The organism is Priestia sp. YIM B13552, from assembly GCF_042787775.1.
Classification (GTDB): Bacteria; Bacillota; Bacilli; order Bacillales; family Bacillaceae_H; genus Priestia; species Priestia megaterium_E.
This window is the reverse complement of the sequence record NZ_JBHZOU010000002.1, coordinates 412052-428943: the sequence shown is the minus strand read 5'-3', so window position 1 is coordinate 428943 and position 16892 is coordinate 412052. Positions and strand designations below refer to the sequence as shown.

The following is a 16892-nucleotide window of genomic DNA, read 5'->3' as shown; positions in this document are numbered from 1 at the left end:
TTTTTATCTAATATTAGAAGAAAAGCAGGTTGTTAGGTATGCTGACATTAAAAAATAACAAAAATTCATTTTTTTAAAAAAATATTAAAAATTTTAATAAAAAATTAATATAACCTATTTATTTATCTGTCGAAAAATGATATATTATTTTCGATTAAGTAGTCGAACATCAGAGGTCTGATGACTTTTTAATATGGAGGAAGAGTGATGTCTATACGTGCGGATAATCGGCACTTGTATTTACAAGTGATTGATAAAATTAAACAAAATATAGAAAAAGGAATTTTTAAAGAAAAGGAAAGACTCCCTTCAGAGTTTGATTTATCAAAGCAGCTAGGGGTTAGCCGCGCAACGCTACGTGAGGCACTTCGCATACTAGAAGAAGAGAATATTATTGTTCGCAGACACGGCGTGGGAACATTTGTCAACACGAAGCCTACTTTTTTGTCAGGGATTGAGCAACTAAATAGTATAACACATATGATTGAACAAGCCGGTATGAAGGCTGGAACAATCTTCTTATCTTCTCAAATACAAGAGTTGTCTGAAAATGATTTAACACGTTTTGCATGCGGGGAAGACGAACAGATTTTATTTGTTGAACGGGTGAGAACGGCAAACGGAGAGCCGGTTGTATATTGCATGGACAAGGTTCCTCAAAGAATATTGCCTGAAAATTTTGAATATAAACAAGAGTCTTTGCTAGAAATTCTTGAAAAACAAGCAGGAAAGCACATTGCATACGCCGTGGCAAACATTGAGCCTCTAGGCTATCATGAAAAAGTTTCTCCTATTTTACAATGCGAGCCAGAAACCGCGTTGCTTGTACTGAAACAAATGCATTATGACCAGCATGATGAACCCATTTTATATTCCATCAATTATTTTAAAGCAGATCAATTTAGTTTCCAAGTACTGCGTAAACGCGTCTAGTTTTTTTTGTGGTTAAATGTCAGAAAATTTCCAACTGTTTAACATTGTCCTTTTAAGGAGGTGTCAAATGTAGGTCACAAGGACGAAATAGAAAATTGGCTTTATACTTTTAAAACTATTCAGGGGGTTAAAACATGTTAAAACGTAAAACGGGACTTGCATTATCACTAGTATTAGCGGCAGGAACACTTTTAAGTGCGTGTGGCTCAGACGACGCAGGTAAGAGCGGCGGAGATAAAAAAGCGGCAGATTTTAAAGTGGGAATGGTAACAGATACGGGCGGGGTAGACGATAAATCGTTTAACCAATCTGCTTGGGAAGGTCTGACAAAGTTTGGGAAAGATAACGGACTTGATGAAGGGACTGGATATAAGTATTTGCAGTCTACAAAAGCGTCTGAATACGAGAGCAATCTTTCTAAATTTGCTGAGAGTGGCTACAACTTGACGTATGGAATTGGCTTTTTGTTAAAAGAAGATATTAAAAAAGCAGCAAAGCAGTATCCAGACGCTAACTTTGCATTAGTAGACGATACGCTAAAGTCAGAGAACTTAGATAACGTGGCAAGCATTCTATTTAAAGAAGAGCAAGGCTCTTTCTTAGTAGGTGTAGTAGCAGCTAAACAAACGAAAACGAACAAAATCGGCTTTATCGGAGGTGTTGAATCTCCATTAATCAAGAAGTTTGAAAACGGATTTAAAGCAGGTGTTAAATCTGTAAACCCAGATGCTGAAGTTATCTCTCAATACGCAGAAAGTTTTAACTCTCCAGAAAAAGGTTCAGCTATTGCTTCTACTATTTACAGCAAAGGAGCCGATATTATTTATCAAGCGGCTGGCGGTACTGGAAACGGCGTATTTACAGAAGCTAAAAACCGTTCAAAAGGCGGTAAGGATAAAAAGGTTTGGGTAATTGGAGTTGACCGCGATCAGCATGAAGAAGGTATGCCTGAAAACGTAACGTTAACGTCGATGGTTAAACGCGTTGACTTGGCTGTAGAAGATGTTGCAAAAAAAGCAATGGACGATAAATTCCCAGGTGGTAAAGAAGTTGTGTTTGGCTTAAAAGAAGACGGAGTAGGAATTGCCCCATCACAAGATAATGTAAGTAAAGATGCGTTAAAAGCAGTTGATGAGTATAAGCAAAAGATTCTAGACGGTGACATTACAGTGCCTCAAACGGATAAAGAATTTAAAGAGTTTGAAAAAACGCTAAAAAAATAAGCTGACGTCTGTTAAGCAATGATTATATGAGTATAAAAGGCTAGTGAAAACTAGCCTTTTTCATAGCCAAAAAACCGAAGACAGAATCCTGTAGCAGGCAGGAATAGGGAGTGAAAGCAGTGGAATATGTTATTGAAATGCTAGATATTCGCAAAGAGTTTCCCGGTATTGTCGCTAATGACAATATTACACTCCAAGTGAAAAAGGGAGAAATTCATGCTTTGTTAGGGGAAAATGGTGCAGGTAAGTCAACGCTGATGAACGTTTTATTTGGACTTTATCAGCCTGAAAAAGGGCAGATTCGTGTAAACGGCCAAGAAGTCAAAATCACGGACCCTAACGTAGCGAACGACTTAGGAATTGGAATGGTTCATCAGCACTTCATGCTTGTTCAAAACTTTACAGTAACAGAAAATATTATTCTTGGGAACGAACCGACGCGAACGGGGAAAATCAACATTAAAAAAGCAGCTCAAGATATTCAAGAGCTTTCAAATCAATATGGATTATCGGTAGATCCATATGCGAAGATTCAAGATATCTCAGTTGGCATGCAGCAGCGAGTGGAAATTTTAAAAACGCTTTACAGAGGAGCCGATATTCTTATTTTTGATGAACCTACTGCCGCCTTAACACCTCAAGAAATTACGGAATTAATTCAAATTATGAAAAAGTTAATTCAAGAAGGAAAGTCAATTATTTTAATTACGCATAAATTAAAAGAAATTATGTCAGTGTGCGACCGCTGTACAATTATTCGAAAAGGTGTGGGAGTTGGCACGGTAAATGTGCAAGAAACGAACCCTGATGAACTTGCCGCTTTAATGGTAGGAAGAGAAGTTCATTTTAAAACTGAAAAGAAAACAGCGACTCCAACAGAAGCTGTGTTAACAATAAAAGAATTAGTAGTAGAAGACAGCCGAGGAGTAGAGGCTGTAAGTTCACTTAATCTAAGCGTTCGAGCAGGCGAAATTGTAGGCATCGCGGGTGTAGATGGAAATGGTCAAACAGAGCTGATTGAGGCAATTACGGGTCTGAGAAAAATAAAGTCGGGTTCGATCACATTAAAAAATCAAGAGCTGTCTACGTTATCCACTCGTAAAATTACGGAGTCAGGAGTAGGACATATTCCGCAGGATCGCCATAAGCACGGACTGGTATTAGATTATACAATTGGTGAAAATATCGGTCTTCAAACGTATTATCAAAAGCCGATGTCTAAATCAGGTATTTTGAATTATAAAGAGCTGTATAAAAAAGCAAAAGAGTTAATTGCAGAATATGATGTGCGAACGCCTAGTGAATATACGCAAGCGCGGTCGCTATCGGGCGGAAATCAGCAAAAAGCCATTATTGCCCGTGAAGTAGACCGCAGTCCGGAACTATTAATTGCAGCTCAGCCAACGAGGGGGCTTGATGTAGGAGCCATTGAATTTATTCATAAAAAGCTGATTGAAGAACGAGATAAAGGACGGGCAGTGCTGCTCGTTTCGCTAGAACTAGATGAAGTAATGAATCTAAGCGATCGCATTGCGGTTATTTATGAAGGGGAAATAGTCGACATTGTAGATCCAAAAGAAACCAATGAACAAGAGTTAGGATTATTAATGGCAGGCGGTACGCGTGAGAAAGCGGGTGGAACAGCATGAATAAACTTGTGAAAAATGAACGTGTAATGATGATTTTGATTCCTGTTGTATCGGCCATATTAGGACTCATTGCCGGAGCGGTTATTATGTTACTAGGCGGCTATGATCCGATGCTTGGCTATCAATCTCTTTTTGACGGGATGTTTGGAACGCCAAAAGCCATTGGAGAAACGATTCGTGCCATGACTCCTCTTGCTCTGGCTGGTATTGCGGTTGCGTTTGCTTATAAAACCGGTCTCTTTAACATTGGAGTAGAAGGACAGCTTTTAGTTGGCTGGTTGGCTTCAGTATGGGTTGGGTATGCTTTTGATTTACCAGCAGTCATTCATATTCCTTTAGCTGTATTAGCAGCAGCTGCAGCTGGAGCAGTTTGGGCGTTTATTCCAGGGTTTTTAAAAGCAAAATTTCATGTTCATGAAGTAATTGTTTCCATCATGATGAACTATATTGCCCTTTATACAACGAGCAGCTTAATCCGTACGTATTTATACGCGGGTAATGAAAAATCGTATGATATTAAAGAATCGGCATCTTTAGCATCAAGCTTTTTAGCACAGTTAACCAATAACTCTCGCCTTCATTACGGCATTCTTATTACCATCGCTGCAGCCGTCGTAATGTGGTTTATTTTGAATAAAACAGCTAAGGGCTTCGAGCTAAGAGCTGTTGGTTTTAATCAACATGCTTCACAGTATGCAGGAATGAATGTAGGCCGAAACATTGTGTTATCCATGGCGATTTCAGGCGCTTTTGCCGGGCTTGCCGGGGCAATGGAAGGGCTTGGAACATTTCAGTATATGGGTACATTCACTGCGTTTACAGGTACGGGATTTGACGGTATCGCCGTAGCCCTTTTAGGAGCTAACAGTGCAATTGGAATTTTATTAGCTTCATTCTTTTTCGGAGGATTGCAAACTGCGGCTCCTCAAATGAACTTTATGACAGGCGTACCGTCTGAATTAATTCAAATTGTCATTGCGCTTATTATCTTTTTTGTTGCATCTAGTTATTTAATTCGCTGGGTGCTTGGCCGTGCAGGCAAGGGGGGAGCAAAATGAACTTCTTAGAGGTGTTAGCCATTATTATTCCAGCGGCGCTTTATTCAGCTGCACCGCTGATCTTTACCGCGCTCGGAGGGATATTTAGTGAACGTTCCGGGGTCGTGAACATCGGATTAGAAGGGCTGATGATGTTTGGCGCGTTCACAGGTATTGTTTCAACCCTTTTACTTCAGGATTCATTAGGTGCTTGGGCCCCGTGGGTAGCGATAGTAATTGCGGCTGTTGTTTGCGCTGTGTTCTCGCTGATTCATGCTGTTGCAAGTATTACATTAAAAGCAGATCAAACTGTAAGCGGGGTAGCGCTGAATTTTCTAGCTGCGGGTCTTTCAATCTTTTTAATCAAAAAGATTTTTGGGAAAGGACAAACAGATTTTATCCAATTCCGTATCGATAAAGTAAGTATTCCAGGTCTATCAGACATTCCAGTAATCGGTAAAATTCTGTTTTCGAATGTTCCTATTACGTCTTATATTGCAATTGTGCTAGCTTTTGCTGTATGGTACATCATTTATAAAACGCCGTTTGGTCTTCGTCTTCGTTCAGTTGGTGAACACCCAATGGCAGCAGACACAATGGGGATCAAAGTTGTGAGAATGCGTTACGTTGGGGTTATGATTTCTGGCATGTTCGCTGGAATCGGCGGAGCCGTGTATGCTACGTCTATCGCTACAAACTTTGCAGCAGGAACGATTGCTGGACAAGGGTTCCTTGCTATTGCAGCTATGATTTTTGGGAAATGGCATCCTATTGGTGCTTTAGGTGCAGCCATGTTTTTCGGATTAGCACAGTCTTTGAGTATCACGGGAGCTCAGATTCCGGTTATTCAAGATATCCCATCCGTCCTTTTAACTATTGCACCGTACGTATTAACAATCTTAGCACTTACTGGTTTTGTAGGACGTGCTGAGGCTCCTAAAGCGCTAGGCGTTCCTTACGAAAAAGGCCGCCGCTAATAAATCCACTATATAAGGTCTAACAATGACTAAAGTTGGATAAATATAGAAGGTGGAGACAAAGAAATCATATTCTTTTCTCCGCCTTTTTTTCATTGAGAGAAAGAATATGAAAAGAAATGAGGAAGCGCGCGGCAAGTTACTTGAAAATGTTTCCTTGAATTCGATATAGTGGTTATAAGACTAAAATTAGCGTTAAAGATTCAAAATAGAAGTATTGTCTAGTTAATACATCAAAATTTAAAAGGAGGTTTATATATGAAATTATTGACTGAACAAAAACATGAACTAGAAGGATTGACTGTTCATACCATTCAAACAGCTAAGTACAAAACAAACACGTTCATTTTAAAACTAAATGCCCCTTTAGATAAGAAAACGGTGACAATGCGTGCCCTTTTACCTTATGTGCTTCAAAGCGCTACCGAGTCGCTGCCGTCTACGACAAAGCTTCGTACATATTTAGATGAGCTTTATGGTGCTACTTTACAAGTAGACTTAACAAAAAAAGGTGATAACCACGATATTACGATTCGCATTGATATAGCGAACGAAAAATATTTGAAAGATTCAACTCCGCTTTTGCAAAAAGCGTTAGCGCTTCTTGGCGATATTTTATTAAAGCCAGCAGTTGAAGGGGACTCTTTTTTAAAGGATATTATGACAAAAGAAAAGCGTTCGCTTCGTCAGAGAATTCAAGCCGTATTTGATGATAAAATGCGCTATGCTAATTTAAGACTAGTTGAAGAAATGTGTAAAGAAGAACCTTACTCTTTACATGTAAACGGTCAAATTGACGACGTGGAAGAAATTACAGGTGAAAGTTTGTACGCCTATTATCAGCAGGTGTTAAAAGAAGATGCCATTCACCTTTATGCTATTGGAGATTTGCAAGTCGAAGAGGTTTTACAAACAGTAAAAGAAACATTTACGTTGCCAAAGCGCGAGCAAAAAGACATTGAAGATTCTATTACGTCTAAAGATATCTCAAAAGTAAATGAAGTAGTGGAAAAACAAGAAGTAAAACAAGGGAAATTAAATATTGGCTACCGCACAAATGTTGTATACGGAGATAGGCAGTATTTTGCTCTGCAAGTATTTAACGGTATATTCGGAGGTTTCTCACATTCTAAGCTATTTATCAATGTGCGTGAAAAAGCAAGCTTAGCCTATTATGCCGCTTCAAGGGTAGAAAGTCATAAGGGGTTACTGATGGTGATGTCGGGTATTGATGCTAAAAATTACGACCAAGCCGTGACCATTATTAAAGAACAAATGCAGGAGATGAAGCAAGGGTCGTTCACAGACGGCGAAATCGCTCAAACAAAAGCCGTCATTCACAATCAGCTGCTTGAAACGGTGGATACTCCACGAGGACTAGTAGAGGTTATGTATCATAATGAATTAACAGGCAAAGACATTTCAATTGACGAATACTTAAAGCATATTGATGCGGTATCTAAGCAGGAAATTATTAAAGTGGCTGAGAAAATTGAAATGGATACAATTTATTTCTTAACAGGAACGGGCGGTGAAGAAAATGGAGAAAATTGAATTTTCGCAGCTTCAGGAACAGCTGTATCATGAAAAAATGGATAACGGGCTACAGGTATATATTTTGCCAAAGCCGGAGTTTAACAAAACGTTTGCTACCTTTACAACGAACTACGGATCGATTGACAATCAATTCGTACCGCTAAATGAAAATGAAATGACAAAAGTTCCGGACGGAATCGCACACTTTTTAGAGCATAAATTATTTGAAAAAGAAGACGGGGATGTCTTTCAGCAGTTTAGTAAACAAGGCGCTTCGGCCAATGCATTTACTTCTTTTACCCGCACAGCTTACTTATTCAGCTGTACGTCAAATTTTGAAGAAAACCTTGAAACATTAGTGGACTTTGTACAAGAGCCGTACTTCTCAGAAAAAACGGTCGAAAAAGAAAAAGGCATTATCGGTCAAGAAATTACAATGTATGACGACAATCCGGACTGGCGCTTGTATTTTGGCACCATTCAAAATATGTACAAAAACCACCCTGTTAAAATTGATATTGCCGGCACGATTGAATCGATTTCACATATTAATAAAGATTTGCTGTATACATGCTATGAAACATTCTACCATCCAAGCAACATGCTGTTGTTCATTGTAGGTCCTGTTGATGCGGAAAAGGTAATGAAGCAAGTTCGAGACAATCAGCAGAAAAAAGATTATAAAGAAATCTCTGACATACAGCGTCATTTTGACGAAGAGCCTGAAACGGTGGATCAAGAAAAACAAGTACTAAAAATGCCGGTGCAGTCTTCTAAATGTATGGTGGGTCTAAAAGCGAAAAACCCGCAGCGTTCAGGTGGAGAAATGCTTAAATATGAGTTAGCAATGAATATTATTTTAGATTACGCATTTGGTAAAAGCTCTTCGTACTATGAGGAGTTATATGCAGACGGGCTCATTGATGAAACATTTGCTTATGATTATACGGAGGAAAGAGGATTTGGTTTTGCTCTTATCGGAGGAGATACGGACCAACCGGAGCAGCTGTATGATCGAGTTAAACAAATTTTACTTGAAATGAAAACAAAATCACTAACAGAAGAAGAACTTGAGCGTATCCGTAAAAAGAAAATCGGCGGGTTTTTACGTTCATTAAACTCACCTGAGTTTATAGCTAATCAGTTTACACGCTATGCATTTAATGATATGAATTTATTTGATATTGTTGAAACGCTGGAAAAACTGAAGGTGAACGAAATAAAAGATGTGCTAAACGAGATTATTGATGAAAAGAACTTTACGGTTTGTGAAGTAGTACCTAAATAAAGATGATTGTTGCCAAAAAAGCTGATGTTCATCAGCTTTTTTGCATGTAAAGGAGAGAAGGTTATGGAGAAATTTGCCCTTGTGACAGGTGCAAGCGGAGGAATTGGCACAGCGATTGCCAAGCAATTGGCTAAGGAAGGATATTCGCTTATTTTGCATTACCATCAACGAAGAGACAGAATAGAGGCGCTTGCACATGAGCTTGCGGAAAAGGTAAAAACCGTGTTTACGGTACAAGCGGATTTATCATGCAAAGAGGGAGTGGAGAAGTTTTTAGAGGAAATTATTGTTCCGGTAGAAGTTATTATTCATAACAGCGGACGAAGCGTTAGCGGGTTAATGACAGATACTCCGGCAAAAGAAACTGAAGAAATGATCTATCTTCACATCACGGCTCCCTTTGTTATTACCAAAGCTTTATTACCTAAAATGATTAGTGCTAAAAGCGGACAAATCATCATGATTTCTTCCATTTGGGGACTTACAGGAGCTTCATTTGAAGTCCTTTATTCCATGGTAAAAGGTGCACAAAATACGTTTGTAAAAGCTTTGGCAAAAGAGGTTGCACTAAGTGGGGTTCGAGTAAATGGAGTTGCCCCCGGAGCGATTGAAACGGATATGATGGCCAGCTATTCAAAAGAAGAGGTTAAAGAGCTGGCTGAAGAGATCCCTTTAGGAAGAATAGGATATCCAAAAGAAGTGGCAGATGCCGTTTCATATTTAATATCTTCACGAGCTTCCTACATAACGGGACAAATATTATCGGTTAATGGCGGTTGGTACATATAAAGTGTGCATAAAATCAAAAACACGGTACAAACTATGATATGAATAAACCTTAAGGAGGGCTACTCATGTCAGTATTAGAAAGCTGGGATAGCTGGAAAGATTTTTTAGGCGACCGTTTACATCATGCGCAAAACGAAGGAATGCAAGAAGAAGTTATTCATGATCTTGCTTATCAAATTGGTGGATATTTAGCAAACCAAGTTGATGCAAAAAATGATCAAGAGCGAATTTTAGCAGACCTTTGGAGTGTTGCTTCTAAAGAAGAGCAGCATGCGATTGCGAGCAGCATGGTGAAATTAGTTCAAAATAACGGATCAGTAAAATAAGTTATCGTTTCTAAAAAGGAGCTAATTCACCGCGTGTGAAAGCTCCTTTTTTCTTAGAATTAAATAGTACAAATAAATAAGCGCTTACATACATAACAAATGTAGAACTACTTGTCTTTAGGGTTTATAATATAATGGAAATCATTTATAGTTAAACTAGGTGAAAAAAAGGGGGCACCTCTCGAAGGCCAGCCAAGAAATGGGAGGGGTTTGATGGAGAAAATTGAGTGGTATTTAGAATATCAAATACAAAAAAATCGTCCAGGTCTTTTAGGTGATATTTCATCGCTTCTTGGAATGTTGTCAATTAATATTGTCACAATTAATGGAGTGGATGATATTCGCCGTGGATTATTGCTGCGCTGTGATTCACATGAGCAAATAGACAGGCTTGAATCTATTTTGAAAACAATGGATAATATCATTGTGACAAAAATGAGACCGCCTAAATTGCGTGACAAGTTAGCAGTGCGTCACGGTCGCTATATTCAGCGGGACGCAGATGATAAAAAGACGTTCCGTTTCGTAAGAGATGAATTAGGTTTGCTCGTAGATTTTATGGCGGAACTGTTTAAACAAGACGGTCATAAGCTTATCGGCATTCGAGGTATGCCGCGAGTAGGCAAAACCGAATCCATTGTAGCAGCTAGCGTATGTGCGAACAAAAGGTGGCTTTTTGTGTCTTCTACACTCTTAAAACAAACGATTCGCAGTCAGCTTATTGCTGACGAATACAACGCTGATAATATTTTTATTATTGACGGGATTGTATCGACAAAACGAGCGAATGAAAAGCACTGGCAGCTTGTTCGAGAAGTAATGAATGTACCCGCGACAAAAATTGTGGAGCATCCGGATGTATTTGTACAAAATACCGAGTATTCGTTAGATGATTTTGCCTACATTATTGAAATAAGAAACGACCCCAATGAGAAAATTACATATGAAATAATGGAAGGTCCTCAAATGTTTCAAGACGGTGGATTATCGATGTTTGATTTTTAGCATAATTGGTAGGTGTTAGCATTGACAGAGTTAGGACAAAGGTTAAGACAAGAACGAGAAAGCAAAGGATTGTCGTTAGAGGATTTACAAAAACTAACGAAAATTCAAAAACGCTATTTACTTGGCATTGAAGAAGGCAATTATGAGGTTATGCCTGGGAAATTTTACGTACGAGCGTTTATTAAGCAATACTGCGAAGCAATTGGGTTGGACACAGATGCTATTTTTGAAGAATACAAATCAGACATTCCTTCAACTCAAACAGAAGACATGCCGCAGCAGCTTTCGCGCGTTCGCAGCCGCAAAGAAATTCCTCAGCATACAAAAGGAGTTTCAAAAGCATATGACTACCTTCCAACTGTTCTAGTGGTGGCGGGAGTTGTAGTTGTTGGGATTATTATTTGGGTAATCGCTCAAAATATCGTCTCGGATAAAAACAAGGAGCAGGCTAACCAAGAAGCTCCAAACAGTGAAGTTCAGCAGTCTAACACGCAGGAAGAAACGAATGAAACTACTGCAAAAAATGACAATAGCAAGTCAGAAGATGAACAAAGTGCTGCTGATAAGAAAGAACAAGAAAAAGAAAAAGCTGAAAAAGAAAAAGCCGCAAAAGAAAAAGCTGAGAAAGAAAAAGCGGAAAAAGAAAAGAAAGACAGCGGTAAACAAGAATACAAGGAAGTTCAAAAAACAGGCAGAAGTGCTACGTATGCTCTTTCCGGTACAGATGCATTTAATCTAGAAGTAACATCCACTCAAGCAGATACTTGGTTAGATGTGAAAAATGGAAAAGGGAATGCTTTCTTTAGCTCCATTCTAAAAAAAGGTGAAACAAAAGAATTTGATTTGACGAAAGAAACTGAAGCTCGTGTCAACATCGGTTATTCACCTGGAGTAGAGTTAAAAGTAAATGGAAAAGCGGTTGACTTGCCGTTTGATTCATCCAAGCAAGTTCGACAAGTTGTAACGATTCAATATCAGCCGGCAGAAGCACAGTAAACAGCCTGTTTTAAAAAGTGATCAGGGTGTAAATAAAGATAATATGTGAATTAATTACTCATTCACGCTATAATAAAACCAAAGCCGTGCAAACAACTTCGTTTGCACGCTTTCAGTTTGTAACAGTAATTGGAGGCAGAAGAAGTGAATTTACCAAACAAGATTACCATTTCGCGAATTTTTCTAATTCCCGTATTCCTCATTTTTATGATGGTGCCGCTACCATTCGGTACAGTGGAGGCAGCAGGAAAAGAAATCCCGATCGCTCACCTATTAGGGGCAGCATTATTTATTATTGCATCTACAACAGACTGGATAGACGGATACTATGCTCGAAAGTACGATTTAGTCACGAACTTGGGCAAATTTTTAGATCCACTAGCAGACAAGCTATTGGTTTCAGCTGCGCTTGTAGCTATTGTTGACTTAGATTTAATTGCAGGTGCAGGATGGGCTGCTATCATCATTATTAGCCGTGAATTTGCTATCACAGGTTTAAGACTTGTACTAGCAGGGGAAGGGGAAGTTGTAGCAGCAAATATGTTAGGTAAAATTAAAACATGGACTCAAATTTTAGCTATTTCAGCTATTCTGTTGTATAACTTGCCTTTTGAATGGGTTTCCATTCCATTTGCTAGCGTAATGCTTTGGATCTCAGTGATTTTTACGGTTATTTCAGGCTGGGACTACTTTGCTAAAAACAAACAGGCTTTTGTTAACTCAAAATAAGTAAGATGGAGATGATATGATGAACGCTGAAATTATTGGAGTCGGCTCTGAGCTGCTGCTTGGACAAATTGCCAATACAAACGCTCAGTATTTATCGAAAAAATTAGCCGAACTTGGAATTAATGTTTACTATCATACGGTAGTAGGAGATAATGCACAGCGCTTAAAAGAAGTGATTGCTACAGCTCAAAGGCGTGCGGAGTTAATTATTTTCACAGGCGGGCTTGGTCCTACAAAAGATGATTTAACAAAAGAAACAATTGCGAGTGTGCTAGGAGTAGAGCTGACAACAAATGCAGAAGCCCTTGAAAGTATTGAAGCCTATTTCAAACAGTCAAATCGTATCATGACACCTAACAATAAAAAACAGGCAATTGTGCTAGAAGGTTCGGCAGTGCTCCCTAACGATTACGGAATGGCTCCAGGTATGGGGCTTACAGTAGAGGGAAAACACTATATGCTATTTCCAGGGCCTCCAAAAGAGCTTTATCCAATGTATGAATCGTATGGCCAAGAATTTTTAGCTCAAAAGCTTGAATTAAAAGAAAGTATTGAATCACGCGTTCTTCGCTTTTTCGGAATAGGAGAATCACAGCTTGAGACAGAAATTGAAGATTTGCTTGATGCACAAACCAACCCGACGATTGCACCGCTAGCAGGAGATGGGGAAGTGACGCTTCGCTTAACTGCTAAGCACGCTGATGCTGCTGAAGCACAGCGCATGTTAGACGAAGTGGAAAAAACCATTTCAGAGCGCGTAGGCGAGTATTTATATGGATACGAAGCAACTTCTTTACATAATGAATTGGTAAAAGAATTAACGGCACAAGGATTAACGATTGCTTCAGCCGAAAGTTTAACCGGCGGTTTATTCAGCGAACGTTTAACAACTGTTTCAGGTGCTGGAGAAGTTGTAAAAGGTAGCCTGGTCGCCTATCATTATGAAATCAAGCAAAATATTCTCGGAGTGAGCGAACACACGTTGAATCAGTACGGAGCCGTTAGCGAGCAGTGCGCGGCTGAAATGGCTCAGCGTATTCAACAGTTATACAAAACGGATATTGGCATCGGGTTTACAGGTGTAGCTGGACCCTCCAAACAAGAAGGACATCCTGTAGGAACAGTATATATAGGGGTAGCCTATAAAGATCAAGCTCCTCAAGTTTACAGCCTGCAGCTATCCGGAAGCCGCCAGGGGATTCGTTCACGAACGGTTAATTATGGCTGTCATTACGTATTAAAGATGATAAAGAAATAAAGAAAAAAGGCTGTTTGGTTTTTCCAAAACAGCCTTTTTTTTATAAAATAATAAACGAACATTTATTCGCTTTTTGCTTGTCAAACGACTCAAAAACTAGTATAGTAAGTTATAGAAAGTTGTTAATTCGACATTGCTACTACATCGTAGTAAGTTTGCAGTTTATAGATGATTTCAAAGAGATAGAGGAGGAAATTGAGTGAACGATCGTCAAGCAGCCCTTGATATGGCTTTAAAACAAATTGAAAAGCAATTTGGTAAAGGTTCAATTATGAAATTAGGTGAACAAACGGAAAAAAGAATTTCTACGATTCCAAGTGGTTCATTAGCGTTAGATATAGCTTTAGGTGTAGGTGGATATCCACGTGGACGTGTAGTTGAAGTATACGGTCCAGAAAGCTCAGGTAAAACAACAGTTGCTCTTCATGCGATTGCAGAAGTTCAACAGCAGGGCGGACAGGCTGCATTTATCGATGCGGAGCACGCGTTAGATCCTGTATATGCTCAAAAATTAGGTGTGAATATTGATGAGCTATTATTATCTCAGCCTGATACGGGAGAACAAGCTTTAGAAATCGCTGAAGCTTTAGTTCGAAGCGGTGCAGTAGATATTATTGTTGTTGACTCAGTAGCAGCATTAGTGCCAAAAGCGGAAATTGAAGGAGAAATGGGAGACTCTCACGTGGGTCTACAAGCTCGTTTAATGTCTCAAGCATTGCGTAAACTATCTGGAGCTATCAACAAGTCTAAAACAATCGCTATCTTTATTAACCAAATTCGTGAAAAAGTCGGCGTTATGTTTGGTAATCCTGAAACAACTCCTGGTGGACGTGCGCTTAAATTCTATTCTTCAGTGCGTCTAGAAGTGCGTCGTGCAGAGCAGTTAAAGCAAGGAAACGATATTGTAGGTAACAAAACAAGAATTAAAGTTGTGAAAAACAAAGTAGCTCCGCCTTTCCGTGCTGCTGAAGTAGATATTATGTACGGAGAAGGTATTTCAAAAGAGGGAGAAATTTTGGATATCGCTTCTGAACTAGATATTGTTCAAAAAAGTGGATCTTGGTATTCATATAATGACGAGCGTCTAGGTCAAGGTCGTGAAAATGCAAAACAATTCTTAAAAGAAAATACTGATATTCGTCAGGAAATTGCGGGACAAGTGCGTGAACATCATGGTTTAGATCAAGATGGAGAGCCAGCTCCTGAGGATGACGATCAAAGCGATTTAAATATTTAATTTGCTGCGAGATAAAAAAAGACTCCTCTATTTCAAAGAAGGGGTCTTTTTTTTGTAAAAATTGTTAATGCTAGAAAAGTAACATACGAAATTTCAATATATACTGTAGAGGCAGGCTTGACAATAAAAATGCACAGATTTACAATTAAGATGTATATTTTCCCTTTTTAAAACATTTTAGCGTTTAAAAGCCTTTGTGTGTATATTGAAAGGTGAATACGATGTACATGCCGACATGAAATTTAAAACTTACAAGTTTATAGCAAGGGGAGGTGAAATGATGGATACTAATACAATCATCTTCGCTTTGCTTGGCCTAATCGTCGGTGCAGTTGTTGGCTTTTTTGTTTGTAAATCGATTGCTGAAGCTAAAATTGCGGGAGCAAAGTCTAGTGCAGAACAAATTATTGATGAAGGAACCCGCGAGGCGGAAGCTTTGAAAAAAGAAGCTTTACTAGAAGCGAAGGATGAAATCCATCAGCTTCGTACAGAGGCAGAACAAGATATTCGTGATCGTCGAGCAGAACTTCAAAAACAAGAAAATCGATTAATGCAAAAAGAGGAAAATCTTGATCGTAAAGACGAATCACTTGATAAACGTGAAGCGTTACTTGAAAAGAAAGATGATTCTCTTACTGTTAAACAACAGCATATTGAAGAGATGGAAAGCAAAGTTGAAGAAGTAGTACGTGCACAGCAAACAGAGCTAGAGCGCATTTCAAGCTTAACAAGAGAAGATGCAAGAGCGATTATTTTAGATCGTGTTGAAAATGAACTTTCCCACGACATTGCAATAATGGTAAAAGAAACAGAAAACCGTGCAAAAGAAGACGCCGATAAAAAGGCGAAAGAAATTCTTTCACTTGCTATTCAGCGTTGCGCAGCAGATCATGTTGCTGAAACGACTGTCTCAGTTGTTAACTTGCCAAATGACGAAATGAAAGGCCGAATTATCGGTCGAGAAGGTCGAAACATCCGTACGCTTGAAACTTTGACAGGAATTGATCTTATTATTGATGATACGCCAGAAGCAGTTATTTTATCAGGATTTGACCCGATTCGTCGTGAGACAGCAAGAATTGCACTTGATAAACTCGTTCAAGATGGTCGTATCCATCCCGCGCGTATTGAAGAAATGGTTGAAAAATCTCGCCGTGAAGTGGACGAATATATTCGTGAAGTTGGTGAACAAACGACGTTTGAAGTCGGTGTTCACGGGTTGCACCCAGACTTGATGAAAATTCTTGGTCGCTTAAAATTCAGAACAAGCTATGGTCAAAATGTGCTGAAACATTCAATGGAAGTAGCGCATTTATCAGGACTTATGGCTGCTGAATTAGGTGAAGATGAAACGTTAGCCAAACGAGCAGGATTGTTACATGATATTGGTAAAGCGATTGATCATGAGGTAGAAGGAAGTCACGTAGAAATCGGTGTTGAATTAGCTACAAAGTATAAAGAACATCCGGTTGTTATTAACGCGATTGCTTCTCACCATGGAGATACAGAGCCAACATCAATCATTGCTGTACTAGTTGCAGCAGCGGATGCATTATCTGCTGCAAGACCAGGTGCTCGTAGTGAGACGTTAGAAAACTACATTCGTCGTCTTGAAAAGTTAGAAGAAATTTCAGAGTCTTATGAAGGCGTTGAAAAATCATTTGCGATTCAAGCAGGGCGTGAAGTTCGTATTATGGTGAAACCAGATACGATTGGTGATCTAGAAGCGCATCGACTTGCTCGAGATATCCGAAAACGAATTGAAGATGAGCTGGACTATCCTGGCCACATCAAAGTAACCGTTATTCGTGAAACAAGAGCAGTAGAGTATGCAAAATAAAAATGAAGTGGCGTTTCGCCACTTTATTTTTTTTCGTAGAGATGAAGATGCAGATTAAGAATGAAGTAT

At 39.1% G+C, this 16892-nt stretch carries 15 protein-coding genes; all 15 read left to right on the top strand.

Going from position 1 to position 16892, the window contains the following annotated elements:
* The first annotated feature begins 207 nt into the window (after positions 1–207).
* Positions 208–933 (top strand): GntR family transcriptional regulator, encoded by a 726-nt coding sequence (locus ACFX40_RS08260; protein WP_028410851.1) that lies wholly within the window; start codon positions 208–210, stop codon positions 931–933.
* A 134-nt stretch (positions 934–1067) separates the two neighbouring features.
* Positions 1068–2156 (top strand): BMP family lipoprotein, encoded by a 1089-nt coding sequence (locus ACFX40_RS08255; RefSeq protein ID WP_013058816.1) that lies wholly within the window; start codon positions 1068–1070, stop codon positions 2154–2156.
* A gap of 119 nt (positions 2157–2275) precedes the next feature.
* Positions 2276–3805: an ABC transporter ATP-binding protein gene (locus tag ACFX40_RS08250; protein WP_098965777.1), complete on the top strand. Its 1530-nt coding sequence runs from the start codon at positions 2276–2278 to the stop codon at positions 3803–3805.
* Complete coding sequence (locus ACFX40_RS08245; RefSeq protein WP_014458483.1) at positions 3802–4863, top strand: ABC transporter permease; 1062 nt, start codon at positions 3802–3804, stop codon at positions 4861–4863. The genes ACFX40_RS08250 and ACFX40_RS08245 overlap by 4 nt, the downstream gene beginning before the upstream one ends.
* Positions 4860–5819 carry an ABC transporter permease gene (locus ACFX40_RS08240; protein ID WP_028410853.1) on the top strand — a complete coding sequence of 320 codons (960 nt, stop codon included), beginning with the start codon at positions 4860–4862 and terminating at the stop codon, positions 5817–5819. The genes ACFX40_RS08245 and ACFX40_RS08240 overlap by 4 nt, the downstream gene beginning before the upstream one ends.
* Positions 5820–6077: 258 nt before the next feature.
* On the top strand, positions 6078–7373 hold the full coding sequence (yfmF, locus tag ACFX40_RS08235) for an EF-P 5-aminopentanol modification-associated protein YfmF (RefSeq protein WP_013058812.1): 1296 nt from the start codon (positions 6078–6080) through the stop codon (positions 7371–7373).
* Positions 7360–8643 (top strand): EF-P 5-aminopentanol modification-associated protein YfmH, encoded by a 1284-nt coding sequence (gene yfmH / locus ACFX40_RS08230; protein WP_025750276.1) that lies wholly within the window; start codon positions 7360–7362, stop codon positions 8641–8643. Before yfmF ends, yfmH begins: the two co-directional genes overlap by 14 nt.
* Positions 8644–8706: 63 nt before the next feature.
* Positions 8707–9432: an elongation factor P 5-aminopentanone reductase gene (gene ymfI / locus ACFX40_RS08225; protein ID WP_334037595.1), complete on the top strand. Its 726-nt coding sequence runs from the start codon at positions 8707–8709 to the stop codon at positions 9430–9432.
* Positions 9433–9497: 65 nt separating this feature from the next.
* Complete coding sequence (locus ACFX40_RS08220) at positions 9498–9758, top strand: DUF3243 domain-containing protein (RefSeq protein ID WP_028410855.1); 261 nt, start codon at positions 9498–9500, stop codon at positions 9756–9758.
* A gap of 213 nt (positions 9759–9971) precedes the next feature.
* Positions 9972–10763 (top strand): DUF3388 domain-containing protein, encoded by a 792-nt coding sequence (locus tag ACFX40_RS08215; RefSeq protein ID WP_013058808.1) that lies wholly within the window; start codon positions 9972–9974, stop codon positions 10761–10763.
* A gap of 12 nt (positions 10764–10775) precedes the next feature.
* On the top strand, positions 10776–11759 hold the full coding sequence (locus ACFX40_RS08210; RefSeq protein WP_223546233.1) for a helix-turn-helix domain-containing protein: 984 nt from the start codon (positions 10776–10778) through the stop codon (positions 11757–11759).
* A 144-nt stretch (positions 11760–11903) separates the two neighbouring features.
* The gene (pgsA, locus tag ACFX40_RS08205; protein WP_013058806.1) at positions 11904–12488 is read left to right on the top strand and encodes a CDP-diacylglycerol--glycerol-3-phosphate 3-phosphatidyltransferase; all 585 of its coding nucleotides are present in this window, start codon (positions 11904–11906) and stop codon (positions 12486–12488) included.
* Between the two features lie 16 nt (positions 12489–12504).
* The gene (locus ACFX40_RS08200) at positions 12505–13746 is read left to right on the top strand and encodes a competence/damage-inducible protein A (RefSeq protein ID WP_098792064.1); all 1242 of its coding nucleotides are present in this window, start codon (positions 12505–12507) and stop codon (positions 13744–13746) included.
* A gap of 199 nt (positions 13747–13945) precedes the next feature.
* Positions 13946–14983 carry a recombinase RecA gene (gene recA, locus ACFX40_RS08195; protein WP_028410857.1) on the top strand — a complete coding sequence of 346 codons (1038 nt, stop codon included), beginning with the start codon at positions 13946–13948 and terminating at the stop codon, positions 14981–14983.
* Between the two features lie 280 nt (positions 14984–15263).
* Positions 15264–16823, top strand: coding sequence for a ribonuclease Y (gene rny, locus ACFX40_RS08190; RefSeq protein WP_013058803.1), 1560 nt, complete (start codon positions 15264–15266; stop codon positions 16821–16823).
* Positions 16824–16892 lie beyond the last annotated feature (69 nt).